Below are 26203 nucleotides of genomic sequence, written 5' to 3'. Positions count from 1 at the left end.
CAGGCACCGATGTTGCGTGATTCAGCACGCCTTTATTTTTAGACTAACTCGTTCTATGGCGTGGAGGAAATAAGAGGCAGACTTATGAAGCTCGATTTTGGATATTGTTTAGGATTTGACGTTTGCTAAGGCAAATTCTGAGACCGCGGTAGCACTCAGCGGGTAGTAGTTAACGCGCTGGCCCAAAGCTACTGCGGATACGGGATAGCACAGCGGAAAAGCGGGCATGAGCTGGGCAACCTTCAGATTGATGGCTGTGTAAGCTTCTTTCCGTTCCTGGTCATCAATCAGCTGGTCAGCGTTGCGAATCGCTTCGAGTATTTCGCGGTAGCTCACTACCAGTTCTTCCCGGTCTTTTTCTACTGCTGAGGGTGTGGGTACAGGCAAGGGGCTAGCTTCAACATCGACATCGGGTGCCACTGCTTTAGTCTTCTCTGCCTGAGAAATAATTTCCGACGTCGGAGCCAGTACGCGCGAGAGGAAGGCATTGGGGTCGCGGTAGGAGCCAACAAACCCAGTCAGTGCTAAACCTCGTGTTTCGCTGGGTTTGCTGATGATATCGAGATACCCATCGGTCCACGGCACCGGCTTAGGCGTAATATTGATGCCTGCTTTGACAAGGTCAGCTGAGATAGATGCAAAAATAACTTCGGGTGAAATCATCCACGGCAGAGAAACATCGGTGGGGTAGTAGAACTCAATGGGCTCCCCCTTGTAGCCTGCCTCTTTCAGGCGGTCTGCAGTGATATCGGTTTTATGCGTGTAATACGCCGAGGTGTCTTCGTTCTTCATCATGAACAAGGACGGCAGAAAATCTACTGCAACGTTTGTACCCTGGGGGAAATACTTCTTGACCAAGAAATTTCGGTCGACGGCGTGAGCGATGGCTGAGCGCATTTCCCGGCTAGAGAGAATCTTGTTTTGCAGGTTAAAGCTAATGTAGCAGATGGAGTAGGGGTCTCTTGGCTGGGTGAGTTTGCCGTGGCGGGCTAGTTCCACGTAGTTATCTCCACCTACCAGGTCGTAGCCGTCTACTTCGTCGTTCAGCATTGCCACAAAACGTTTTTCCGCATCGGGAATGGCGGTGAAGATAATACGTTCTACGGTGGGTTTGTCGCCCCTAAATCCGGTGTAGTAGTCGAGCTGGGCGGCGCGGCCATCCCACGAGGTCACGGTATAAGCGCCGGTGCCCACAGGAAATTTTTTGAGCGAGAGATTTTTGGTGAGGGCAGATGGCGCGCAGATGCCGAATGCTGGCTGAGTGAGTGCACGGAGGAAAGAAGCCGATGGGCGGGAAAGAGTGAAGATTACTTTCCCCTCGTGTTCCTGGCAATCGGTGACTAGCGGTGTTTTGCCATCCTTGGAATTGAGAGAGCTCAGTATTTGCAGATATTCGATGTGGGAGTTTGATGCGGTGTCCTGGGAGACAGAGACCCATCGCTGGTAATTTTTGACGACTGCAGCGGCATTGAAATCTGTGCCGTCCTGAAACTTCACTCCAGAGACCAGCGTGAAAGTGTAGGTGCGGTAATCGTCTGAAACAGACCAGTCAGAGGCAAGTGAAGCTTCGGGTTCACCGGTGTTGATGTTCGCACGCACGAGCGGTTCTAAAATTTGCGCGGAAATTCGCGCTGTTTCTAAGGTGCCCGAGGTTCCGACGTCCAGACTGGATGTTTCTGCGGCATTAGCAAAACGGAAGGTTACCGGATGGGCAGATGTAGGGCTATCGGCGGAGGAATTTTCGGAGGAGCAGGCGCTCAAACTGATTCCTGCGGTGAGGAGACCGCTTAGCTGCAACATACGACGCCGCGTAAAATGCTGACCCAACTTTTTCACCTTTCAGGCATGATCGGCTTGGTGCACTGTTCCACCGATGATGAGAGCGGAAAAATCTGCATACTTCATTGTATATAAAGCAAAAGAGCCCATCCGCTCTGGATGGGCTCTTCAAAACTTGGTGCGCAAGGAGGGACTTGAACCCTCACGCCGTAAGGCACAGGAACCTAAATCCTGCGTGTCTGCCAATTTCACCACTCGCGCATTTCTTCGGGCGAAACCGAAGTACCTAAGAGATACTACAGCATAGCTAGAGACTCTTCAAACCCGAAGACGAGATAGTTTGCACATGGTCGAAGAACTGAATCTAGCGTGGATCAATTGCTAAATCTTTGCGCAGCTTAGATACATGACCTTTGGCGCGCACATTGTACTGAGCTAGTTCTATATCACTGTTTTCATCGATGACGAATGTGGATCGGATAAGCCCCACATAAGTCTTACCGTAGTTCTTTTTCTCGCCCCACGCGCCGTATGCTTCGGCAACGCTGTGATCTTCATCGGAAAGTAGCGGGAAATTGAGGTCATTCTCTGTTCGAAATTTTTCCAGGGCTGCGGGGGCATCTGGTGATATGCCTAAAATTTGATAGCCGTGGGATGCTAACGAGGCAATATTATCTCGGAAATCACAGGCTTGAGTGGTGCAGCCGGGAGTGGAAGCTTTGGGGTAAAAATAAAGAATTACCTTCTGTCCCTTGAACTGACTGAGGGTATGAAGTTTGTTTTCGGCATCATAGAGGGAAAAATCGGGGGCGGGAGTGCCTGGGGTTAGGTGCGTCATTAACATTTCTCCATCGAGAACAGGTTGCATATCGAGACTTATTTTATCGATTGATTTCTCGCGCGCCCATATATTTTTTCTCCAGAGCCCCTCTGATTGTCGTGAAAAACATAAATTTTGAATAAAAAAGCTCCGCTTGCTTACTATTTTTAGTTGTGTGTCCTTATAATGTTGCCATGCCTGATATTGGTAATTGGTCAATAAATCGTTTGTTATCTACTGCAGCACGAATGCTGGAGCATAGCTGGAATAACCAGCTGAAAGAACTCGGTCTCACACATGCGGGTGTCACCGCTTTGGGAGTTATTTCCAAGGCAGGGACCATTTCGCAGGTGAATGTGGCGTCTATTGTGGGCGTTCAAGCACAGACAATGGGCAAAACTCTTGCCCGGTTGGAATCTCACGGTCACATTTATCGAACCCGCAATACCGTAGATCGACGGGGTTATCTCTTGGGGATTACTCCCCAGGGTAAGGAGGTCTTGGAACGAGCAGAGAATATCGATACAACGCTGTCGGGGACGGCAGGGCTTGCCGACCCTAAGTTTCGCGAGATGTTGCTCAATATTGTGCACGAGCTGTCGAGGCAGGAAGGCGCGAACGCCATTTTGCGAGACGAGCGCAATACTGCTTTAAAGTCAACCGGTCTTGATTCTGAGGGATCTGAAGTGCAGATGGAACCTAAGGATGGTCCCATCACTGCAGTTCTCGATGTGATTACCCCAGAGATGCTAGCGTCGGCTCGGGCAAGCAACTTTGAAGAATAAACCCGGAAACCTGTGGCCTTGGCAACATGGAATGAGCCTGAGTTGCCAAGACTAAAATACCTGTGTAGAGTATCTATTCGTTGCAAGGCAACAGGCAAGCGCCTCTAGCTCAATTGGCAGAGCAATTGACTCTTAATCAATGGGTTCTCGGTTCAAGTCCGAGGGGGCGCACCACATAAAAAGACCGGTTCGAAAGAACCGGTTTTTTTGTATTTTCTACTCTTTGATGAAGTTAATTCATGTGATGCATCTTGCATGAATTCAATTTGCGCTGTAGCGCATGTTCTCTGTATAGTTTTTATTCGTTGCAAGGCAACAGGTAAGCGCCTCTAGCTCAATTGGCAGAGCAATTGACTCTTAATCAATGGGTTCTCGGTTCAAGTCCGAGGGGGCGCACCACATAAAAAGACCGGTTCGAAAGAACCGGTCTTTTTTATGCAAATTTTCTTTACCCTATGACCGCATTAGTCTTCAAACGGTTCTAGCCATGAAGTTTCGAGAAATTTGAAGAAATCTTCAATGTCGAGGCGCTGGTCGAGGATGCCCGAACCCGCCGACGTCGTAACCTCCATTTTTTCTTGAAAGCGAAGAAAGAACGATGTGCCGTTGGTCGATTCCAGACCTAAGCTGCGGGGCCCAACTGCATAGGCTCGCAACGCATTGGTGTTGTCAATCGACGTGGGGGAGCCTGCTGCAGAGACGGCTGGAAGTTCAACCGGGGCAACAATAACTTCTTGGGGAAGTTCCCGGTAGCCAATGAGGAAATGGTTTTGCTCGGGTTTCTGCCCGGCGGCGATATCTGGATTTCGATAGATAGCCGACCCTGTGGCAAAGACGAGGTTGTAGGCGCCGTAATTGATAATTTGGGTGTCAAAAACGGGGTGGAGGGACTTCCCGACCTCTTCGTTAGTGAGTAATGGCTCGTTCATGGGTGCCAGTCTACCTTTTGGAATAAGAAGCCTAACGACTATTACGCCGCGAGAACATATGACGTCACCTCGTCCTCATATCCTGGCTGCAAAATAAAGTTTACGCAGATCAGAGCAATGACTTTCTGAAAAATGAACATCGGGTGTACTACACCTGGTCAATCTTGAACTGTGAGACACCTTTGACACTTGTGGCGTGCCCCACCAGTATTAAAACTATGAAAATGCTAGTTGCTACTCACCAAATCATTAACCTTCTAGTGATTGCCTAGGGGCGCCTAGAGGTCATTTTTGATGCCAACTTGCGCACCCCTTCGCTCCCCAGAGTAAAGGGGTTTTTTATTATCCAAATAACCGAAGACCCGAGAAACAGTAGAAGAAAACCAAACCTTTGCTATGGGTTCAACGCTCATGGCCAACCCCAGAGGAACGTGTATGACCACGGGAAACTCCACTTCTCCCCACGAATCAAGTTCGTCGCAGCCTAGCAACCAGCAGGAAACCATTACAGCAGGTTCAGCAGATCCCATCCGAATGACAGGTTCGCAGGCGATTGTGCGCTCGCTGGAGCTGTTGGGCGTCACCGATATTTTTGGTCTACCGGGCGGGGCGATTCTTCCTACCTATGATCCACTGTTTGATTCGGAAAAATTGAACCATATTCTCGTACGCCATGAGCAAGGAGCGGGTCACGCCGCCCAGGGATACGCTATTGCAACGGGCAACGTCGGCGTTTGCATAGCGACATCGGGCCCCGGTGCTACAAACCTGTTGACTCCCTTGGCAGATGCCAACATGGACTCTGTTCCGATGGTTGCGATTACGGGACAGGTTGCATCTTCAGTCATCGGTACCGATGCTTTCCAGGAAGCTGACATTGTGGGTATGACTATGCCCATCACCAAACATTCTTTTATGGTGCGCGATGCACAAGAAATCCCACGTTGCATAGCAACTGCCTTCCATATTGCGCGCACCGGACGCCCCGGTCCCGTCTTGGTCGATATCACCAAGGATGCGCAGCAGGGCATGATGGATTTCACCTGGCCGCCGAAGACTGAAGTACGAGGGTATAAGCCCGTTACCCAGGGACATATCAAGCAGATTCGTGAGGCCGCACGTCTGATTGCAGAAGCGCAACGTCCGGTTTTCTACGTGGGCGGCGGTCTGACTAAGGCAAATGCTTCTGAAGAATTGATGAGCTTGGCAGAAACGATTAAGGCTCCAGTCGTTACTACCTTGACGGCCCGAGGTGCTTTCCCCGACTCCCACGAACAAAATCTTGGAATGCCAGGCATGCACGGCACCGTACCTGCAGTAACAGCCCTGCAGAAATCAGATTTGCTGATTACTCTGGGAGCCCGATTTGATGACCGTGTGACCGGCGTCCTAGATTCGTTTGCGCCCGGCGCCAAGGTCATCCACATCGATATTGACCCTGCGGAAATATCCAAGAACCGCTATGCGGACGTGCCCATCGTGGGGGACTTGAAAAACGTCCTGCCAGATTTGGCTGAAATCCTAGCCAAAGATTACAGCAACTCCTTACCCGATCTTTCCGGTTGGTGGACCTATCTCAATAAGATTCGAACGGACTACCCACTGGGCTATGTGAAAACCGAAGATGGGCTGGGTTCACCGCAATACGTTCTGGAAAGAATCTCTGCGTTAACCGGACCGGATGCCATTTATGTCTCCGGCGTGGGGCAGCACCAAATGTGGAGCGCGCACTTCATCAAACATGAGAAACCCCGCCACTTCATCAACTCCGCAGGCCTTGGAACCATGGGGTATTCGGTACCTGCAGCAATGGGAGCCCAGGTAGGAGAACCAGAAAAAGTTGTATGGGCAATTGACGGTGATGGCTGCTTCCAGATGACCAACCAGGAGCTAGCAACCTGCGTACAAAACAACATCCCCATCAAGGTAGCGATTATCAATAACTCCTCGCTTGGAATGGTGCGCCAGTGGCAAAACCTGTTCTATGACGGACGGTACTCCAACACCCACCTGAAAACCGGGCACGGGACCGAACGAATCCCTGATTTCGTCAAACTTGCCGAAGCTTATGGCTGCGCGGCGTTACGTTGCGAATCGGACGACGACGTCGATGACACCATCCGCCAGGCGCTTGAGATCAATGACCGCCCGGTGGTTGTGGACTTCACCGTAAGCCCCGATGCGATGGTATGGCCAATGGTTCCCGCCGGTGTTTCAAACGACCTTATTCAAATTGCCAAGAACACCTCACCCGATTTTGGAGACGCCGCATAATGAACCGACACACTCTTTCAGTTCTGGTAGAAGATAAACCAGGTGTTCTCGCCCGCGTATCTGGTTTGTTCGCACGGCGTATGTTCAACATCGATTCGTTGGCGGTAGGTCCCACTGAAATTTCGGGTATCTCGCGCATCACCATCGTGTTGGACGCCGAGAAGCAGGTTCTTGAGCAGGTCACCAAACAGCTCAACAAGCTAATTCACGTGCTCAAAATAGTCGAACTCCCGGCAGAGACATCAGTTCAACGTGATCACATCATGATTAAGGTGCGAGCCGACGCTCAGGCGCGTTTGCAGGTGACTCAAGCGGCTGATTTGTTCCGCGCGTCCATCGTTGATGTTTCCCCCGAATCGGTGGTGATTGAAGCAACCGGTTCGGCAGAGAAGCTTGGTGCTCTGCTCGATGTACTGGCGCCCTTTGGCATCCGCGAAATTGTGCGTGCGGGAACCCTTGGGCTGTCCCGCGGCCCGCGGTCGATGAGCGAAAAGGCAACCCGCCACTAAAAAGTTTTGAGTGGGTAGAATACTTCACTCGATAAGATCTTCACCTTAAACAGAGGTGAACCGCTTTTCCACAAAAGAAGGAGTAACTGCATCATGGCAGCAACTATTTATTACAACGACGACGCCGATTTGGGCTTGCTCTCCGATCAGACAGTTGCAATCATCGGCTACGGCTCTCAGGGCCACGCCCACGCACTGAACTTGCGCGATTCTGGTATTGATGTTGTTGTAGGTCTCTCTGAAGGCTCAAAGTCCCGTGAAAAGGCCGAAGCCCAGGGTCTGCGCGTTGCAAGTGTTGCTGAAGCAGCTGAAGAAGCAGACATCATCATGATTCTGACACCTGACCAGGTTCAGGCAGAAGTCTTCAAGAATGAGATTGAGCCCCACCTGACCGAAGGTAACGCTCTGTTCTTCGCCCACGGTTTCAATATTCGTTTTGGTTACATCACAGCTCCTTCCGGCGTTGACGTAGCTATGGTTGCCCCCAAGGGCCCCGGCCATACCGTACGCCGTGAATTTGAAGCAGGACGCGGCGTGCCCGCCCTCGTTGCTGTTGAAGTAGACGCTTCGGGCAACGCCAAGAACCGTGCGCTCGCCTACGCAAAGGGCTTGGGCGCTACCCGCGCTGGCGTCATCGAAACCACCTTCACTGAGGAAACCGAATCGGATCTCTTCGGTGAGCAGGCTGTGCTATGCGGCGGTACCTCCCAACTGGTTCAGTACGGCTTTGAAACTCTTACTGAAGCGGGCTACCAGCCTGAAATCGCTTACTTTGAAGTTCTGCACGAGCTGAAGTTAATTGTTGATTTGATGATTGAAGGCGGCATTGCCAAGCAGCGCTGGTCTATTTCAGATACAGCAGAGTTCGGCGACTATGTATCCGGTCCCCGCGTGATTTCCCCAGAGGTCAAGGAGAACATGAAGGCTGTTCTCTCTGATATTCAGGATGGCACTTTTGCTAAGCGATTTATGGAAGATCAGGCTGCAGGTGGCACCGAATTCAAGAAATTGCGTGCCAAGGGCGAAGCTCATCCAATTGAAAAGACCGGTCGTGAACTGCGCAAGCTCTTCTCCTGGAACAAAGCTGAAGATGATTACACCGAAGGCAATGTTGCTCGCTAAATGTGCGTGCGCATAACTGCCGCTCAGCGGTGAGAAAACCGCCTTCGCGCGCATAGCCGAGGGCGGTTTTCATCCTCGCATCCTACTTCAAGACCCCCACCATCTAAGGAAACGTGTCACCGTGACGAACAAGCCTGTAGTACTCATCGCAGAAGAACTCTCACCCGCCACCGTCGAAGCTTTGGGGTCTGACTTCGAGATTAGACACTGCGACGGCGCCAACCGCTCCGAACTACTTCCCGCTTTGGCTGAGGCGGACGCCGTCATGATTCGTTCTGCCACTCAGCTCAATGGAGAAGCCATTGCCGCAGGCACTCGCCTGAAAGTCATTGCTCGCGCTGGGGTAGGGCTAGATAATGTTGATATTAAAGCTGCCACTGCAGCTGGCGTCATGGTGGTCAATGCTCCCACCTCAAACGTGATTTCTGCCGCTGAACTCACGGTAGCCCATATTTTGGGAATCGCTCGCAATGTAGCTCCTGCAGATGCCTCTATGAAACAGGGGGAGTGGAAGCGTTCAAGCTTTACCGGGGTGGAGCTCTATGAAAAGAAAATCGGCATTATCGGCTTGGGCAGAATCGGTGGATTGGTTGCCGAACGCCTCAAAGCCTTTGGCACAGAAATCATTGCTTATGATCCCTTTGTGACTTCCTCTCGTGCGGCATCCTTAGGAGCGAAACTAGTCGAGCTCGATGAGCTGATTTCTGAAGCAGATTTCATAACCATCCACATGCCGCGTACCCCTGAGACCGTGGGGATGATTAACGCCAAATCGTTCAAGAAGATGAAGAACAGTGCCTTTGTAGTGAACGTGGCGCGCGGTGGGTTGATCGATGAAGCTGATTTGGACGCGGCGCTACGCAGCGGCGAGATCGCAGGGGCGGCAATCGACGTCTTCGTCAAAGAGCCGGCAGAGAACGTGCCCTTTATCGAATTACCCAACGTGGTCACCACCCCTCATCTGGGTGCATCCACAGCTGAGGCACAGGAAAAGGCCGGTATTTCGGTAGCCAAATCGGTGCGTTTGGCGTTGAGCGGGGATCTGGTTCCCGATGCCGTCAACGTTGCGGGCGGCGCTATCGATAAGGACGTACGACCTGGCGTTCCGTTAGCAGAAAATCTCGGTCGTATTCTGACCGCAATGACTCAGGGCGAGGCCATGACCCGCATCGAAGTCAAAGTGGTCGGTGAGATAGCTGATAAGGATGTTTGGGCACTCAAACTTTCTGCGCTCAAAGGTGTGTTCACCGATATTGTTTCCGATAAGGTTTCCTACGTCAACGCCCCGGTTTTGGCTGAGCAGCGGGGCATCGACGTCGATTTGGCTACCAGCAGCGAAACGGAATATTTCCGTAACGAGACGATTCTTTCAGCCACGCTCAATAGCGGCAACACGATTTCAGTTGCGGGCACTGTAACCGGCCCCAAGCACATCCAAAAAATTACGAATGTGACTGGGTACGACCTCGAAATCCCCATCACGGACCATCTGCTGATTCTTGAGTACAAAGACAAACCCGGCATGATTGCGGCAATGTCCACGGTACTGGGAACCTCCTCCATCAACATTGCTGGAATGCAGGTATCCCGCCGGGACGATAAGAGCGCAGCCGTCGCCGTCTACGCCCTCGATTCGGCACCGAATGCCGAAGTGGTCGAATCGGTCAAACAAATTGTTGCAGCCGATCGCGCAGCCAGCGTGGATCTCTCTGAATAAACCAATCTGATCCCTCAGCTGAAATCCAGCATCGTCCCTGGCAAAATTCCCCAAAATCCCGCTACCGCGCTAAGGTTATACGTATGACATCAACCCCGTTTTACATCACTACTGCTATCGCGTACCCCAACGGCGACCCCCATATCGGTCACGCCTATGAACACATCGCAACCGATGTTATGGCGCGTTTCAAACGACTAGACGGCTATGACGTACGTTTTATGACCGGTACTGATGAACACGGGCAGAAAATGCAGACCACAGCAGAAAAGCTGGGCATGACGGCGAAGGAACTGGCAGATAAGAACGCTGCCCGATTTCGTGCCATGGACGATGCTCTGGATATCTCTTACGACCGCTACATTCGCACGACCGATGAAGATCATTACGCGGCTTCGCAGGCTATCTGGAAGCGCATGGAAGCTAACGGCGATATCTACCTCGATAAGTACGCCGGTTGGTACTCAGTGCGCGATGAAGCCTACTACGCAGAAGACGAGACCGAAGTTCGAGACGGTCAACGCTTTGCGATTTCCACCGGTACTGAAGTGACCTGGACCGAAGAAGAATCCTACTTCTTCCGCCTCTCTAAATACCAGGATCGCCTGCTTGCCCTCTACGAGCAGGAAGGCTTCCTCTTCCCCGAATCCCGCCGCAACGAAATCGCCTCTTTTGTGCGCGGGGGACTTAACGACCTCTCGATTTCTCGCACCACCTTTGACTGGGGTGTTCCCGTTCCCGGCAATGAGAAGCACGTGATGTACGTGTGGGTGGATGCCCTCACCAACTACATCACCGGTCTAGGTTTCCCCGACACCGACAGCGAGCTGTTCCAGAAGTACTGGCCCGTAGATGTACACATGATCGGTAAAGATATTTCTCGATTCCATGCTATCTACTGGCCCGCTTTCCTCTGGTCAGCAGGTTTGGAATTACCTCAGCGAATCTTTGCCCACGGCTTCCTCCTGGTCGACGGCGAAAAGATGTCCAAGTCGGTAGGCAACGTTGTCGACCCCGAAGATTTGGTGAGCTCCTTCGGACTGGATCCGCTACGTTTCTTCTTGCTTCGTGAAGTCTCTTTCGGGCAGGACGGCTCTTACTCCGCCGAAGGCATCAAAAACCGCATCAATTCAGATTTGGCGAACGACTTGGGCAACCTGGCGCAGCGCTCGCTATCTATGATTGCCAAGAATTGCGGGGGAGTAGTGCCCGAGCACGGCGAATTCACCGCTGAAGATCAAAAGATGCTTGACGACGCCGCAGCTCTGCTGGAACCCGTCCGCGTAGATTTCGATCAGCAAGCATTCCATAAAGCATTAGAGCGCATTTGGCATGTGATTGCAGATTGTAACCGCTACTTCACTGCCCAGGAACCGTGGAAGCTGAAAAAGACTGATGAAGAGCGAATGAAGACCGTTCTCTTTGTGACTGCTGAGACTATCCGCCAGGTGGCGCTGCTGGTTCAGCCGGTGATGCCTTCTTCAATGGGTAAGATGCTCGATTTGCTTGCTGTTGCAGACGATGACCGTCAGTTCTCATCCATGGATAAGACACTGACTCCCGGCACTGAATTACCGCAGCCGGCGCCCGTCTTCCCTCGTTATGAAGAGCCAAAAACGGATTCCTAAAATGTGTAAGGTATAGCCCGGTGGCTTTCCGCTTTGAGCAGGCTACAAAGAAGTGCTCCCTCAACAGAGGGAGCACTTCTTTGTATTAAACGCCGCGGTATTCTTAGACGAACCAGCCTAGTTCGTTAATTTTTGCTTCTAACATGCGGGAGAGCGCTAAATATCCCCAGCCGTTGAGGTGGATGCCGTCTGATGCGTACAGTGTGCGTGGAATCTTGCCATTTTTAGCGTCTTCGGCATCGGTCTTTTTATCCCACACACCGGAACCGGATAAATCGCCATACCTCAGCCAGGTCTGCTGAGTATTTTCAATAATCCACTTCTCAGGATCAATGAATTTATCCCCAAAAGTTTTGGCAGCCCAGGCGTTATAGGAGATGACCTGCTTCGCTCGATCGGAATCAGATGCGTCGTCTTTATATCTAAAGTGGCCCATGACCAGTGATTTCTTCGGAGCCATGTCAAAACACTGTTGCGTGTTCTTACGAATGAGATCCTGCAAATTCAGATTATTTCGACCAATTTGAATAACGTGGTGGGAGGATTTGCTCACCAGATATTGTTGGGAAACAAAATCGGCGGCGCCCGTTTCATGCGGGGCATAGCGTGCTTTGCCCTCTTGGGACCGTGTGAAAGTGTAGTATCCCTCTGAATTCCCCAGGGAGCTAATCACACCGGGAATATCCTGGATAAAACCGGGAAAATAGGTGGCGTTATTCCACGCAATTTTGGGGTTGGTGAGTTTCACCGTGATGGGTTCAGACGAGGCAGGAATAAGGTTCTTGGAAAACCCCAGAACCGTCTCATACCCTGCTACACCTCGACGCGCGGCGATATTGGTGGAGGACTCTCCACCGCGACCGAATTTGAGGACGGGTACCCCCAGATAGGCATTGAGGCGAACATCTAGGCGTGCATCCAAACCAGAGGGAACGTTTTCAGTCACCCGTGCGTCGTCAAAGGAAGAACTGCCCCAAAGCGTCAAGGAAGGTCCGGTAACTTCTGGGTAAGAAAAGTCTGCGGGGAATAGGGAAGCTGATTCTGCTTGGGCAGAGGCAACAGCTATGGCACTGAGCCCTGCCGCCGATCCAACTGCCGCCATGCGCATGAGGGAACGACGGGACGTACCGGTGAGAGGGTGTGGTTCTGGCATTCTCATCTTTCACGGTATGGGTTTGTCCACAGTTATGTAGATTATTTTCCTCCCACTATAGTTGAGACAAACCCTTCAGAGAACCACCGGAGCGTTAGTGTGAACCACACCCACCTTAGATCCCTATGTTTGGGGAGCAGTCTCTTGCTGTTATTGGGGGTGACAGCGTGCGCCCCCGCAGAAAATTTCGATAATCTTGAGTCCGAAAAAGCGTCTTCAAAACATCTTGACCAGCTTCAATCGTGGGCTCTACCCTCAACCGAAGCTGAGGACGCTCGTCGTGCCTTTGTGAGCCGCTGTGTGAGCGCACGAGGCGGCAAATATAGCGAAGCGCAGAAGGACTATTCGCTTCAAACATCGTTGCGCAACGGGGTAGATACAGACCAGCTCAAAGAACATGGTTATCTTCCTGCTCCCACCAAGGAGAAAAAGACCCCTACCTATGATGCTCGCGGTCTCAAAGCGTACACGGGGAATCCTGCCCACGGTACAAAATCTGTGCATTTTATGGAACTTGATTCGGGTGAAATAGCAGTCGATGGTTGCTTTGCTGAAAGCCTGCAATATATCTACGGTTCGGTGGAAGACGGACTCAAAGTGGCAGTGTTAGCACCCCAAATACTGCAGTCGGTGGGTGAAAATGTTCGAGAAGACCCGGCATACAAAGAGGTAGAGAATTCTTGGGGCACCTGCATGAAAGACCACCTAGATACCGACTTCACCACTTTCGAATCGGCGTCTGATTACGCGCTTACCCTTCCGCAATCGCAAAGAGTAAAGGTTGCCCAAACCGACGCTGAATGCCGCGAATCTAATAATGTTGATTCACACGTGCATGATATTGAAAACACCTATTTCGAGGCTGTTTATCAAAGAGTCAAGCGTTTTGCAGATGACTTTGAGAAGATTCAACAGCGATCTCAAGAAAACGTGGTGAAAGATCGCGAAAATCCACAAAAATCATCCCCTGTGGAACAAGCTCAGCCGACAGATGCCACATCGACTTCTTAGGTGCTGGCAGAGGGATAAAGCCCACATGGTGGGCGCAGATGCCCCTTCACCCCGACACAGGATAACCTAGGACTATGCAATACATCTCCACGCGCGATTCCTCGCAAACTCCGTTTTCTTTCTGCGATATTCTTCTTGCTGGTCTAGCTGCGGACGGCGGACTTTACCTGCCCGTTGAATACCCGGTGCTCAATGATGCACAACTGACGAAGTGGCGTTCTGTTCTGGAGCAGGAGGGCTATCACGCTCTTGCCGCTGAGGTATTGGAATTGTTCGTGGATGATATTCCCAAGAACGATCTCAAGGGTATTTGTGCGCGAGCCTATAACACGCCCAAATTTGCGCATGAAGATATTGTTCCGGTGAGCCAGCTGGAAGAGGGTATCTTTATTGCTCATCTTTCGGAAGGCCCCACCGCTGCGTTCAAAGATATGGCGATGCAGCTTTTGGGCGAGCTTTTTGAATATGAGCTTGAACGCCGCCAAGACACGCTGACCATTGTGGGCGCGACATCGGGTGATACGGGATCCTCTGCCGAATACGCGATGCGCGGTCGCGACGGAATTCGAGTCTTTATGCTGACTCCAAAAGACCGCATGACTCCTTTCCAGCAAGCTCAGATGTTTGGTCTGGACGATCCCAACATTTTCAATATTGCGCTCGATGGTATGTTCGATGATTGCCAGGACGTCGTCAAAGCGATTTCAGCAGATGCAGACTTCAAACGGGAGCACCGCATTGGTGCCGTCAATTCCATCAACTGGGCGAGACTGATGGCGCAGGTGGTCTACTACATTTCAACTTGGATTCGTACGACTGACTCGAACGAGGAAAAAGTATCTTTCTGCGTTCCGACCGGCAATTTTGGCGATATTTGTGCAGGACATATTGCCCGGCAAATGGGTCTCCCGATTGACCGGCTGATTGTGGCAACCAATGAGAATGACGTGTTGGACGAATTCTTCAAGACGGGCGATTACCGGGTACGTAGCTCGGCGGATACTTTCGTGACGTCCAGCCCGTCGATGGATATTTCCCGCGCGTCCAACTTTGAACGCTTTGTTTTCGATGCACTGGGTCGCGACGCCGACCGCGTGCGCGAACTCTTTGGAGAGAAAGTCAAAACCGGTGGCTTTGACCTATCAGCGGACGACGTTTTCTCCACTCTGGCAGATCGCTACGGTTTCATGTCTGGAAAGTCGACTCATGCGGATCGCGTTCAGACAATTCGCGATTGCTCAGAAAAGAACGGGGTGCTGATTGACCCTCATACTGCTGATGGCGTGAAGGTAGCCCGCGATGTACGTAACCAGGTGGATACGCCCATTGTGTGTTTGGAAACCGCTCTGCCGGTGAAATTCGCTGAGACCATCAACGAAGCTATCGGTAAAGACCCCGAGATCCCCTCTCGTTTTGCAGAGATTATGGATGCCGACCGTTTTGTGGTCGATATGCCCAATGATGCCGAAGCGGTAAAGAAATACATCGCTGAAAACGCAACCGAATAAACAAGTAAGAGCCGGCCCCCGCAAACGCGGGGGCCGGCTCTTTGGTGTTTAGCGGGTATGCTGTAGGGCTTCTATGGGTGAAATTTTTGCGGCTTGTTGTGCGGGTGTAAGGGCTGCCAACCAGCTCAGCAAAATTGCAGTACATATCATTGCAAGAATCTCTATCCAGGGGAAAGAATACTTCACCGCTAAATCTTCAACCGCTAAGATTTGCAATCCCATCGCACAGATAGAGACCCCCACCAGCGATCCAAGTACTGCCGCAACAAGAGAAATCATCAGGATTTCTGTTGAGATGAGTTGTTGAAGTCTTTGACTGGGCATTCCAATGGTTCGGAACAGAGCGTTATCTTGAGATCGTTGGATAGTGCTGAGAGTGGTTGAGTTTGCTACTCCTGCGCAGGAGATAAGAATGGTTGCAGCGAGCAAGATAAAGCATGCCATCAAGACTTTATTGAGGTTTTCTTCCATAGAATTCCTTTCGAGTGCACCACCACTGAGGGCTTGAAAAGGAATCCCCAAAGTCTGGGCGATGACATTCATATCTTCCTGAATCGCAGAGAATCCTGCGCCGGGCGTTGTCTTGAAGAAAACCGTAGGATAAACATTATTCTTTGAAAATAATTCTTGTGTGGGATGACCTAGCTCCTGCTGGGTTTTCGAAGAAATGAGTGGAAATGGGATGTTTGCAGAGGTAAACCTCACCGTGAAATTTGCATTCGATTCTGTTCCTTGCACCGAGATCTTTTCGCCATCGTGAACGTTATTTGCCTCAGCAAAATCCTTATTAATGACGATTGTATGAGTGTCTTGAAGTAACTCACTGACAACCGGTACGGTTTGTTGCAAGTGAGTCCAGTCAGCCGCGTACGCCACTGGTAAGAAACCAGGTTGAGCTGGGGAATCTAATAGTAATGTACCTGCGGGGCTAACGACCTGGGCTGATTCAACCGTGGGAAGATTCTCTAACTGAATCACCTTTTGGGAAAGGTTTTGTACTTCCTTGCTGACTGAAGAGTAGGTGAGTGAGGGGGTTGTTCTATCTGGGCTCATGGTGGCTGTTAGCGAAACAGGTGACCATTCATCCAGCGCAGTGAAAATTGTAGTTTTCATGGAGGAATACCCCATCAGCACCGCTCCTATCAGCACTGTGGATAAAAATATCATGCGCCCGGTAGCTGCAGTGCGTGTTGCCGAATGCACAGCGTTCTGAGAAGCCAAAGCACGATTTGAAAAGGGAGATGCTCCCCACTTGAAAGTCTGAATAATCCAGCGAAGGATGAGAGGGAAGAGCAACACCCATCCCAGCATCAGGGAAAAACAGCCTGCGAGAATCAATAGTGTTTGGTCGCTGGTATTTCCTCCTACAAATAACCCGGTTCCTAATATGCTGAGTAGCAATCCTAAGAGTGCCACGCGAGGCGAGATAGCTCGTTCAGAACTGCGAGCACTGACGGAAGTAAACATCGCCAGGGGAGAGATCTTGAAGACTTTCCAGGTGGGCAGCAAATTTGCTAGAAGCGTCATCGAAACCCCTACCAAAAATCCGATGAGTCCAGCACTGGCAGAGAAATCAATGGTGAAATCTTGAAAAATCTTGCTGAGGCAAAACGCTAAAACATATGCCAGTAAAACCCCTACTGCTGAGAACACTGCACCTAATATCAGACTTTCAAGCATGAGAAGCCAAAATACAGTGGTGCTGGATGCCCCCAACGTACGGAGTAGAGCTAGCTGAGGAACTCGTTGAGCTGCCAGAGCATGAAAAGTATTGGCAATTACAAAGGCAGACATCAATAAAGCTAATCCACCAAAGACGAGCAACACATACAGTTGGACGTTGACGCCCTGGCTCTGGTTGCGTACTGCTTGTTGGATTTGAGCCTCAACTGATGAAAGTACCGGACGTTGCTTAGACTCAATATTTGCCCATAAGGAGTTAAGTACTTCGGCAGATTTATCGTGTGGATCCTGTAGCTCAAGAAGAACCTGACGAGTTCCAGAGGCATCTCTTGCCCCAGCACTATCAAGAGCCAATTTATCTAGATTCTTTTGGAAAGCTGAACCGCCTTCGAATACTGACCGAGCCGCAGAGGAATTAGGTTGCTTTACCTGAAAGATACCCACGATTGTTCGTTCTGAATCTTTCACTTCCCCTGTTTCAGAATTGAGCGCAAGGTCAGTCATTGGAAAATGATTGCCTACCTTCAGCCCGTATTCTTCAGCGGTTTGAGAGGAAATCAAAACCTCATTGGAAGCAGTAGGCGCACGTCCATCAATAGACCAGGGAAATATTGAGGAATCTTCAGGAAAATTGGAACGCGTCATGATTGCAGTCTTATTTTCTACCAGTTGCAGGCTTTCTTCTCGTTTATAGAGAGGCCAACTTGATTTCACCACTGGTGAATCAGCAATATCTCGGAGTACTTGCTCCGACAGAAAATCCTCGCCTTTATCAGTGTCCCCATAAAAACTTCCCGGCGCTTGAGCTACATAATCGGAATTTTTATAGAGAGAAGTTGCATCTTCTTCAAGAGCTGCAGTTGTAGATTGATTGACAATAAAAATCCCCGTCAGAAAAAGAACAGCCAGAGTAATGCCTAACGCGGTCAAAGATAGTTTCGAGCGCTCGCTGACGAGCTGCGATACAGCTACGGTTCTCAATGAAGTAACTTGTGATTTCACTGTTCTTCTCCCAACTCGGTAAGAGCGTCCAGCACGGATTCTCGGGTGGGATTATCAACCTGGTTGACCAGCGCGCCGTCCTTCATCAGCACTACACAATCTGCGTAGGAGGCAGCCTGAGGGTCATGGGTCACCATGAGAATGGTTTGCCCATATTTCTGACTAGCTTCTCGGAGAAGTTCAAGCACTTCTCGGCTTGAATGAGTATCAAGATTTCCTGTGGGTTCGTCTGCAAAGACAACGGCAGGGCGGGTAAGTAGTGCTCTGCAGATAGCAACGCGCTGCTGTTGTCCACCTGATAATTCTGCAGGTTTATGGGCGAGTCGCTCACTGAGCCCCAGCGAACGAATGAGTTGATTCTTCCAGAGAGTGTCAACGCTTTGTCCAGATAATCCTGCTGGCAACTCGATATTCTGCTCAGCGGTCAGAGTGGGAATGAGATTGAATGCCTGAAAAATGAAGCCAATCTTTTCGCTACGAAACCGGGACAGTTCCGCATCTTTCTTACCGTACAGTTCGTTGCCATCAATCATTATTGATGTTTTGGTATCTTCATCAGCAGTATCAAGGGTGGAAAGCACATGAAGGAGGGTAGATTTACCTGAACCAGAAGCTCCCATGATGGCGGTAAATTGCCCTTGTGGGAAGGCAACATCGAGATTGTTGAGAACCCGAACGTTATTTCCGCTAGCTCCATAGGTTTTACTGAGATTCTTTGCCACCACGGAATATTCAACGGACTGAGGAATTGAACTAGGGGGACGAGAGGAGAAGTCTGAAGATGAGTGAGCTGTCATACTTTTAATAATGAACTAGCTGGTCAGGGAACACATCGCACTCTAGTCTGAAGCTTAAGGTTTAAATATTTTTTGAAAGTCATTCTCTAGTATGATGACGGCCTCTCTCTGGCTAGTTTTTCATCAGCCCAGCTTCATACGCCATAACCACAGCTTGTACTCTGTCCCGAGCTCCCAGCTTGGCAAGGATATGTGAAACATGTGTTTTAACGGTTGCTTCACTCAGAAACAGAAATTCACAGAGCTCCTTATTTGTCATGCCCCGTGCCATGAGTAGCAGAAGCTCATGTTCTCGACCGGTGAGTGAAGCAATACGCTCCAGATGAGGGGTCGTGGTGCTATCTGACGGCTTGGTTATTAGGGGTACCATTTTCTCCATGAGCCGTTTGGTTGCGGATGGGGCAATGACGCCGTCGCCCCGGTGAACTGTGCGTATAGCGGTGAGTAGTTCTTCCGGTGGAGCATCCTTGAGGAGAAAACCACTTGCTCCCAGACGGATCGCCTCAAAGACATAGTCGTCTATATCAAAAGTAGTCAGCATAATAATTCTGGCGCGGGTTGAGCTCCGGAGAATATGCGCGGTAGCTTCCAGCCCATTCATCTGGGGCATTCGAACGTCCATCATTACAATGTGGGGCTCACGATTCTCCTGCTGTAATTGGAGAAACTGAGAAAGGGCATCCTCGCCGTCGGAAGCTTCAGCTACAACGTGGAAATCCGGTTGAGAATTAATGAGCATGCTAAGCCCATTTCGTACCAAGAACTGGTCATCAACGAGCATAATTTTCAAGGAATCATTCATGGGTGAACCTCTTTGCCTTTAATAAAATCAGTTTCTTCATTACCGAATGAGAGTTGGAATAGTTGCCTCCAAGACGAATCCGCCGTCTGCGAGCTCACCGTAATGCAGGGTGCCCTGATACAAATTGATTCTCTCTCGCATGCCCAAGAGACCCCGGCGGGATCCTGGTAGCGATTCATCGGTTTGGGCTGGAGGTGAATTTTTAATACGTATTGTCAACGACTCATGGTAAGCGGAGAGCGTCACCTCAACTTTGTCTGCTGATGCCGCATGTTTTCTGATATTCGTCAATGATTCTTGAACCACTCGGTAGGCAACCAATTCGGCTCCTGAGGGGAGAAGGTCAGCAATTTCTGATTCACTGATGGTATCGCTAAATGCCACGTTGAATCCGGCAGCTCGCATCTGTTCTATTAATTGGGGAATATTTCTCAGGGCTGGCAATGGCTCCAATCTCGTTCCCTCAGTGGTTCTCAGAACTCCAAGAAGTTGACGCATTTGCCCCAATGATTCTCGAGCCGTGGAAGAAATCGTTTCAAGGGCGCGGATCTCTACGGATTCGGTCGGCGGATAGGATGAAATCTTCTGAGTTTCTTCTGAGTTGGAAGAAGTCGTGGATTCAGCCTGAGCTGCGTATCGTGCTCCATCTGCCTGGGTAATAATGCTCGATAACGAGTGCGCTACGATATCGTGCATTTCGCGTGCGATGCGAGCACGTTCGTCTTGCGCTGCCAACTGTCTTTCTTGTTCTCGCTCGTACTCCAGCTGTCTGGTTCTTTCTTCTAGCTGCAGTTGCCGTATTTCGCTCAGTCGCAAAGTATTTCCTACCAGCCAGGGGATGAGTACTAATGCCAGACAAACAAAAGTTCCTACTGCGGTAAAGAGAATGTGCTCTAGCGGCGTCCATCCATAGCCGTTGACGAGTTTCAAGAGGGTTAGACCGCCCAGGAATGAAGCAAGAATTGCTCCCGCTAAAATAAGACGGCGTTGCTTGAGTCGACCATGTCTGGCGAAATGGTAGACCATGACGGGCGCTGGCCACCAGGTCGTAAAAACGGGATAGGCGAGAAACATCGAGAATGCCATGGAAAACACCACTGCTATGAGCGCGAGTTTAGCCCTGCTGTACCGGAAATATAAGGCAGTAGTTGCAACGAAAAATAGGGCAACGCCCCACACCGTTTGGTTGGTAGAAGCGACGATGGCAAATGCCGGGGGCATGGTAAGACACTGCATGACAGCGATGAACACTGCATTCAGGGCAGTACGATGGCGGTAGAAAAAATCAGAGCGAAGGGCAGGACTCGACACCTCTCTAGTCTAGGAAAACGCTTAAGGTGAAAAGACGGGACACTACGCCAAATACAAAAAGTTCATACTCGGGTATGAATATTCATATGGTGAGACGCCTCTGCTCGGAAGTGTCAACGCTAATCGACCGCGTAATAATGTGGAAACATGACTGACTCTCGAACACTCAATCTTGCGATTATTCCCGGTGATGGTATTGGTCCCGAAGTTGTGGCTGAAGCCGTCAAGGTGCTGGACGCCGTCGCCTCTCGGCAGGGATTCAGCATCCAGAAAAAACACTATGCCTTGGGGGCAGAACACTGGCTGGAAGCGGGGGAGACCCTCAGCGACGAAGTGCTCAATCAGCTGAAAGACCACGATGCAATCCTCTTTGGTGCGGTAGGAGCTGACCCTCGCTCATCCACCATTCCTTCTGGTTTGATTGAGCGTGAAATTTTGCTGAAGCTTCGTTTTGCTTTCGATCACTTCATCAATCTACGCCCCTCCCGGCTTTTCCCCGGCGCTGTTTCTCCTCTAAGCAACCCCGGTGATATCGATTTCGTGGTCGTCCGTGAAGGCACCGAAGGCCCCTATGCAGGTAACGGGGGAGTGCTGCGCCAGGGCACGGAAGTAGAAATCGCCACCGAAGTTTCGGTCAACACCGCTTATGGCGTGGAGCGTCTCATCCGCTACGCCTTCGAACTGGCGAATTCGCGGGCGCGAAAGAAGCTCACCCTGATTCATAAGATCAATGTGTTGACCAATTCAGGTCAGCTTTATACCCGCATCTTCGATCGGGTGGCCGCAGAGTATCCCGAGGTCAGCACCGATTATTGCCATATTGATGCGGCGACCATCTACCTGACTACCGAGCCTTCCCGCTTTGACGTTATCGTGACCGATAATCTGTTTGGGGACATCCTGACCGATCAGGCAGGTGCTGTCACCGGAGGAATAGGTCTCGCTGCCTGCGGCAATATCAATGCCAGCCGCCAATTTCCCTCCATGTTTGAGCCGGTTCACGGGTCAGCACCCGATATCGCGGGTCAAGAGAAAGCGAACCCCACTGCCTCCATCCTTGCCTCTGCCATGTTGTTGCGCCATGTTGGTGAAGAAGAGAGCGCGCAGATAATTGAAGCTGCCGTGGAAAAAGATCTGAAAGAAAACGCTACTCACGAGCGAACCACCGGCGATATCGGCTCAAGCATCGTTACATTGGTAGAGAACGCCTAAGAGGAGATTGAATATGACTCACGAATTTACTATCACCAAAAACCCCAATCCGGCATCAGAAGAGAAGCTGGCAGAAATTTTTGCGAATCCAGGTTTCGGCAACCACTTTACTGACCACATGATTACTATCGAGTGGAATGGCAATTATGAGGACGGCGGTGAATGGTCGAACGCTCAGGTGGTGCCCTATGGTCCACTTTCGCTGGATCCCGCGGCTGCAGTTTTCCATTACGGCCAGGAAATTTTTGAGGGTATCAAAGCGTACCGTCACAGCGACGGGAGCGTCTATACCTTCCGTGCCGAGGAGAACGCACGACGTCTAAACCAGTCCGCTCGTCGTCTAGCTCTGCCTGAACTGCCCGAAGAACTCTTTGTAGAGGCACTCAAACAGCTGGTAGCTATTGACGAGCGTTGGGTTCCTAACGGTGAAGGCGAGGCACTCTACCTTCGCCCCTTTATGATCGCTACCGAAGCGTACCTGGGTGTGCGCCCGGCGCATCAGGTAAAGTTCCTCGTTATTGCTTCACCTGCGGGTAACTATTTTGGTTCCCCCGAGCCAGTTGATATTTGGCTCTCCACCAAGTATGCGCGTGCTGGCGTGGGCGGAACCGGTTTCGCAAAGTGCGGTGGTAACTATGCCGCTGCGATGATGGGTCAAATTGAAGCTGAAGAACACGGTTGCAAGCAAGTAATCTTCAAAGATCCCAACCGCGACGACGCCATTGAGGAGCTGGGCGGAATGAACGTTTTCTTTGTCTTCGGCAAAGAAAACAAGATTGTGACTCCTGAGCTCACCGGTACGATTCTCAGCGGCATCACCCGTAAGTCTCTGTTGCAGCTGGCTAAGGATCGCGGGCTCACCGTGGAGGAGCGTAAATTTACGCTGGCGGAGTGGAAGGACGCCGCAGCATCCGGTGATCTGACCGAAGTTGCCGCGTGCGGTACTGCCGCAGTGGTGGCGCCTTTTGGCACTTTGAAGGCTGAAGATTTCGAGATTCCCGCTGTGTCCGAGGGCTTCGGTGAGATTTCTAAATCTCTCCGTGACGAGTTGGTGGGAATTCAAACCGGCGCTGTGGAAGATCCGCACGGCTGGCTGACTAAGCTGGTCTAATTTTTCTCGAAAACGGGGGAGGGGCGCGTGTGCCTTCTTCCCCGTTTTTTGCACTGTGGCATCATGGGAGGAAAAACCAGCGTGTGAATTTGCATCGATTCGGGGAGCTGTTGAGCATTCCACGGTGCACCCTCACGCTTCACGCGGTAGCCTAGTGGTATGCGAATTGCTCGATTTACTGTAGAAGATCAACTTCATTTTGGCCTGGTTGAAGGCGGGGACGGCGAAGAGACGCTGACCGTTCTTGCTGGCGACCCTTTTTATATGGGGGTTCAACAGACTGAAAAAACATATAAGTTGGACGAAGTCCGTTTGCTTTCACCGATTATTCCTCGCTCCAAGGTGATTGGTGTAGCCCGCAACTGGAGCGATCACGCTTCTGAGCTGGGCAATGAGGCACCGACTAGCCCGCAGTACTTTATCAAGCCCAACACCTCGGTGGTTGGTCCCGGCGATCCTATTAGCTTGCCTGAATGGTCCGAGGAAGTTTCCTTCGAGGGCGAGCTCGCGGTGGTGATTGGTCGGATTGCTAAGTCTGTGCCTGTTGAGCGCGTGGATGAAATCATCTTCGGCTACACGGTGGCCAACGATTTGACTGCCCGCGACGCGCAGAGAACCGACTTGCAGTGGACTCGCGCCAAGGGCTTTGACGGTGCGTGCCCGCTGGGTCCGTGGATTCAGACTGAACTGGATACCGATGATTTGGAAATCAAAACCTGGGTGGACGGTGACCTCAAGCAAGATGGCACTACCTCAGACATGATTTTCTCTGTAGCTGAGCTGGTAGCGGCAATCTCCGAAGGCTTCACCCTTCTGCCCGGCGACGTCATTCTGACCGGCACTCCCGCAGGCGTTGGGCTGCTCAAACCCGGTAACGAGGTGGAGATCGAGGTCGAGGGAATCGGCGCTCTGGTCAACACCATTCGCGGCTAAGTCCGCCCCTTCAAATTTTTATTCAACCTAAAGAAAGAGTCGTGATTTTTCGGTATGACCGATAAGACTGTAGAGCTCACTGATCCGAGCCAGACCCGCGTTCGTTTCTGCCCTTCACCTACCGGTACCCCTCACGTGGGTATGGTGCGTACCGCCCTGTTTAACTGGGCTTACGCTCGTCACACCGGTGGCAAACTGATTTTCCGTATCGAGGATACCGACGCTGCTCGTGACTCCGAAGAGTCCTTCCAGCAGGTTTTGGATTCTTTGCATTGGTTGGGCATTGAGTGGGACGAAGGCGTGGGCGTTGGTGGCCCTCATGAGCCTTACCGCCAGTCGCAGCGCGGCGATAAATACCAGGACGTTATCGAAAAGCTGGTTGCCGGCGGCTATGTGTATGAAGATTTCTCTACCCCCGCTGAGGTGGAGGAGCGTCATAAGGCTAAGGGCGAGGACCCCAAGCTGGGTTATGACAACTTCGACCGCGATCTCACTGAGGAGCAGAAAGAAGCGTTCCGCGCTGAGGGTCGTGAGCCTGTTCTTCGTTTGCGTATGCCTGATGAAGACATCACTTTTACCGACCTGGTACGTGGGGAAATCACGTTCAAGGCTGGTAGTGTTCCAGACTTCGTCGTCGTTCGTGCCAACGGTAAGCCGCTGTACACGCTGGTTAACCCTGTAGACGATGCTCTCATGGGCATTACCCACGTTCTGCGCGGTGAGGACTTGCTGTCTTCAACTCCCCGTCAGATTGCGCTGTACCGCGCGCTGGTTGAGGTGGGCGTGGCTGAGTTTATCCCTCAGTTCGGCCACCTGCCATACGTGATGGGCCAGGGTAATAAGAAGCTTTCGAAGCGTGACCCTGAGTCGAATCTCTTCCTACTTCAAGAAGCTGGTTTCATCAAGGAAGGTTTGCTCAACTACCTTTCCTTGCTCGGTTGGTCGCTGTCCCATGACCAGGATATTTTCTCCATTAATGATTTGGTGGAGCACTTTGATGTCAAGGACGTTCTGGCGAACCCCGCGCGTTTTGACGTGAAGAAGGCTGAGGCTATCAACGGCACTCACATCCGCATGCTGGAGGCTGAGGATTTCCGCAACCGCCTGGTTCACTATTTGAAGGCTGCTGAGCTGGTTTCTGCTGAGACTTTTGACGAGTTGACCGCGCGTGAGCAGGAAATTCTGACCGAAGCTGCCCCCTTGGTGCAAGAACGTATGCAGTTGCTGGGCGAAGCCCCGGGACTATTGGGATTCTTGTTCAAGGAAGATTCAGAGATCGTCATTGCCGACGACGCGCGGAAGCAGCTCAAGGAGTCTGCCCCGCAGGTTCTGCAGGCAGCTCTTGATGTTCTTGAGCCCTTGGATGATTTCACCGCTGAGCTGATTCAGAATGCGCTTCGCGAGGCAATCGTTGAGGGTCTTGAAATCAAGCCCCGCCTGGCGTTTGGTCCGATTCGTACGGCGATGTCCGGTGCTAAGGTGAGCCCGCCGCTCTTTGAGTCCATGGAGATTCTGGGCAAGGAGTCTTCACTCAACCGGTTGAAGAGCCTTCTGGTTGATTTACAGAGCTAATCAGTAGGGGAGAGGCGCGCCGCTTGCATGAAGAGCCGGTGCGCCCTTCCGCTCTCTTTTACCCACTGTGATGCACCTCTACCTCTTTCGATTTGCACACGACTCAATCCTCGTATAGAGTTATTACTCGTTGCACAGGTCAAAGAAGAAAAATCTGAAGCCTAAACAACACATTGGGATATGGTGTAATTGGCAACACTACGGTTTCTGGTACCGTCATTCTAGGTTCGAGTCCTGGTATCCCAGCGAACATCTTTTGAAGATGTTTATGGCCCCATCGTATAGCGGCCTAGTACTCCGCCCTCTCACGGCGGCAACACCGGTTCAAATCCGGTTGGGGTCACAGGCTAAAATCCCTCGCAGAAATGCGGGGGATTTTTTTGTTTAATGATGTTGAATGAATGCATCAATTACTTGGGTTCAAACTCCGTAACTTTGGGTGGCGGATATTCTGCCGACACGCCGACACTAACTGCGATAAGTCTTGCGTTGTGCCCAACTATGGAAAACTGAAAGAAAAGTGATTCATTTTACAGTTGATGAGA

At 51.1% G+C, this 26203-nt stretch carries 20 protein-coding genes and 5 tRNA genes; 16 read left to right on the top strand and 9 right to left on the bottom strand.

The window, feature by feature from the left end; translation table 11 throughout:
- Positions 1–108 precede the first annotated feature (108 nt).
- The 3 genes from A7E48_RS05025 to bcp form a co-directional block, all read right to left on the bottom strand.
- Positions 109–1827 (bottom strand): ABC transporter substrate-binding protein, encoded by a 1719-nt coding sequence (locus tag A7E48_RS05025; RefSeq protein ID WP_141669377.1) that lies wholly within the window; start codon positions 1825–1827, stop codon positions 109–111.
- 128 nt (positions 1828–1955) lie between these two features.
- A tRNA-Leu gene (locus A7E48_RS05020) sits at positions 1956–2040 on the bottom strand.
- A gap of 103 nt (positions 2041–2143) precedes the next feature.
- Entirely contained in the window at positions 2144–2623 is a 480-nt protein-coding gene (gene bcp / locus A7E48_RS05015; protein WP_068170401.1) for a thioredoxin-dependent thiol peroxidase, read from the bottom strand.
- 224 nt (positions 2624–2847) lie between these two features.
- On the opposite strand from bcp, the gene A7E48_RS05010 reads away from it, so the two are divergent.
- The 3 genes from A7E48_RS05010 (at position 2848) to A7E48_RS05000 (ending at position 3783) form a co-directional block, all read left to right on the top strand.
- Entirely contained in the window at positions 2848–3384 is a 537-nt protein-coding gene (locus A7E48_RS05010; RefSeq protein ID WP_068170283.1) for a MarR family winged helix-turn-helix transcriptional regulator, read from the top strand.
- A gap of 98 nt (positions 3385–3482) precedes the next feature.
- Positions 3483–3558, top strand: a tRNA-Lys gene (locus A7E48_RS05005).
- A 149-nt stretch (positions 3559–3707) separates the two neighbouring features.
- A tRNA-Lys gene (locus tag A7E48_RS05000) sits at positions 3708–3783 on the top strand.
- A 65-nt stretch (positions 3784–3848) separates the two neighbouring features.
- Here A7E48_RS05000 and A7E48_RS04995 read toward each other — a convergent pair.
- Positions 3849–4313: a hypothetical protein gene (locus A7E48_RS04995; protein WP_068170280.1), complete on the bottom strand. Its 465-nt coding sequence runs from the start codon at positions 4311–4313 to the stop codon at positions 3849–3851.
- Between the two features lie 435 nt (positions 4314–4748).
- Between A7E48_RS04995 and A7E48_RS04990 the strand changes: the two genes are divergently transcribed.
- The 5 genes from A7E48_RS04990 to metG all read left to right on the top strand — a co-directional run bounded on the left by A7E48_RS04990 (position 4749) and on the right by metG (position 11563).
- Complete coding sequence (locus A7E48_RS04990) at positions 4749–6587, top strand: acetolactate synthase large subunit (protein WP_068170277.1); 1839 nt, start codon at positions 4749–4751, stop codon at positions 6585–6587.
- Positions 6587–7096 carry an acetolactate synthase small subunit gene (gene ilvN / locus A7E48_RS04985; RefSeq protein ID WP_068170274.1) on the top strand — a complete coding sequence of 170 codons (510 nt, stop codon included), beginning with the start codon at positions 6587–6589 and terminating at the stop codon, positions 7094–7096. The genes A7E48_RS04990 and ilvN overlap by 1 nt, the downstream gene beginning before the upstream one ends.
- Before the next feature lie 93 nt (positions 7097–7189).
- Positions 7190–8218: a ketol-acid reductoisomerase gene (gene ilvC / locus A7E48_RS04980; RefSeq protein ID WP_068170273.1), complete on the top strand. Its 1029-nt coding sequence runs from the start codon at positions 7190–7192 to the stop codon at positions 8216–8218.
- A gap of 121 nt (positions 8219–8339) precedes the next feature.
- A complete protein-coding gene (gene serA, locus A7E48_RS04975) occupies positions 8340–9935 on the top strand; it encodes a phosphoglycerate dehydrogenase (protein ID WP_068170272.1) in 1596 nt (531 codons plus the stop codon).
- An 83-nt stretch (positions 9936–10018) separates the two neighbouring features.
- Positions 10019–11563: a methionine--tRNA ligase gene (gene metG, locus A7E48_RS04970; protein WP_068170271.1), complete on the top strand. Its 1545-nt coding sequence runs from the start codon at positions 10019–10021 to the stop codon at positions 11561–11563.
- 103 nt (positions 11564–11666) lie between these two features.
- Here the strand turns inward: metG and A7E48_RS04965 are convergent, their stop codons facing one another.
- Positions 11667–12716, bottom strand: coding sequence for a hypothetical protein (locus tag A7E48_RS04965; protein WP_068170269.1), 1050 nt, complete (start codon positions 12714–12716; stop codon positions 11667–11669).
- Positions 12717–12860: 144 nt separating this feature from the next.
- On the opposite strand from A7E48_RS04965, the gene A7E48_RS04960 reads away from it, so the two are divergent.
- Positions 12861–13727: a hypothetical protein gene (locus A7E48_RS04960; RefSeq protein ID WP_068170265.1), complete on the top strand. Its 867-nt coding sequence runs from the start codon at positions 12861–12863 to the stop codon at positions 13725–13727.
- A gap of 74 nt (positions 13728–13801) precedes the next feature.
- The gene (gene thrC, locus A7E48_RS04955) at positions 13802–15235 is read left to right on the top strand and encodes a threonine synthase (RefSeq protein WP_068170262.1); all 1434 of its coding nucleotides are present in this window, start codon (positions 13802–13804) and stop codon (positions 15233–15235) included.
- Positions 15236–15283: 48 nt separating this feature from the next.
- On the opposite strand, the gene A7E48_RS04950 is transcribed toward thrC, so the two are convergent.
- The 4 genes from A7E48_RS04950 to A7E48_RS04935 all read right to left on the bottom strand — a co-directional run bounded on the left by A7E48_RS04950 (position 15284) and on the right by A7E48_RS04935 (position 20830).
- Positions 15284–17920: an FtsX-like permease family protein gene (locus A7E48_RS04950; RefSeq protein WP_068170260.1), complete on the bottom strand. Its 2637-nt coding sequence runs from the start codon at positions 17918–17920 to the stop codon at positions 15284–15286.
- Entirely contained in the window at positions 17917–18717 is an 801-nt protein-coding gene (locus A7E48_RS04945; RefSeq protein WP_068170259.1) for an ABC transporter ATP-binding protein, read from the bottom strand. The genes A7E48_RS04950 and A7E48_RS04945 overlap by 4 nt, the downstream gene beginning before the upstream one ends.
- Before the next feature lie 112 nt (positions 18718–18829).
- Entirely contained in the window at positions 18830–19519 is a 690-nt protein-coding gene (locus A7E48_RS04940) for a response regulator transcription factor (protein ID WP_068170258.1), read from the bottom strand.
- A 39-nt stretch (positions 19520–19558) separates the two neighbouring features.
- Positions 19559–20830 carry a sensor histidine kinase gene (locus A7E48_RS04935; RefSeq protein WP_083147204.1) on the bottom strand — a complete coding sequence of 424 codons (1272 nt, stop codon included), beginning with the start codon at positions 20828–20830 and terminating at the stop codon, positions 19559–19561.
- A gap of 147 nt (positions 20831–20977) precedes the next feature.
- Between A7E48_RS04935 and A7E48_RS04930 the strand changes: the two genes are divergently transcribed.
- From A7E48_RS04930 to A7E48_RS04905, 6 genes are all read left to right on the top strand, one after another.
- Positions 20978–22042, top strand: coding sequence for a 3-isopropylmalate dehydrogenase (locus A7E48_RS04930; RefSeq protein ID WP_068170257.1), 1065 nt, complete (start codon positions 20978–20980; stop codon positions 22040–22042).
- Between the two features lie 13 nt (positions 22043–22055).
- Positions 22056–23153, top strand: a complete 1098-nt coding sequence (locus A7E48_RS04925; protein WP_068170256.1) for a branched-chain amino acid aminotransferase — start codon at positions 22056–22058, stop codon at positions 23151–23153.
- A gap of 159 nt (positions 23154–23312) precedes the next feature.
- Positions 23313–24086 (top strand): fumarylacetoacetate hydrolase family protein, encoded by a 774-nt coding sequence (locus A7E48_RS04920; protein ID WP_068170248.1) that lies wholly within the window; start codon positions 23313–23315, stop codon positions 24084–24086.
- A 54-nt stretch (positions 24087–24140) separates the two neighbouring features.
- On the top strand, positions 24141–25658 hold the full coding sequence (gltX, locus tag A7E48_RS04915; RefSeq protein ID WP_068170246.1) for a glutamate--tRNA ligase: 1518 nt from the start codon (positions 24141–24143) through the stop codon (positions 25656–25658).
- Positions 25659–25832: 174 nt separating this feature from the next.
- Positions 25833–25904 (top strand) — tRNA-Gln (locus A7E48_RS04910).
- A 24-nt stretch (positions 25905–25928) separates the two neighbouring features.
- Positions 25929–26001, top strand: a tRNA-Glu gene (locus tag A7E48_RS04905).
- The last annotated feature ends 202 nt before the right edge of the window (positions 26002–26203 follow it).

The organism is Rothia sp. ND6WE1A, from assembly GCF_001683935.1.
Taxonomy (GTDB): Bacteria; Actinomycetota; Actinomycetes; order Actinomycetales; family Micrococcaceae; genus Rothia; species Rothia amarae.
Note: the sequence above shows the minus strand (reverse complement) of the source record. Positions and strands in the feature narration are given on the sequence as shown.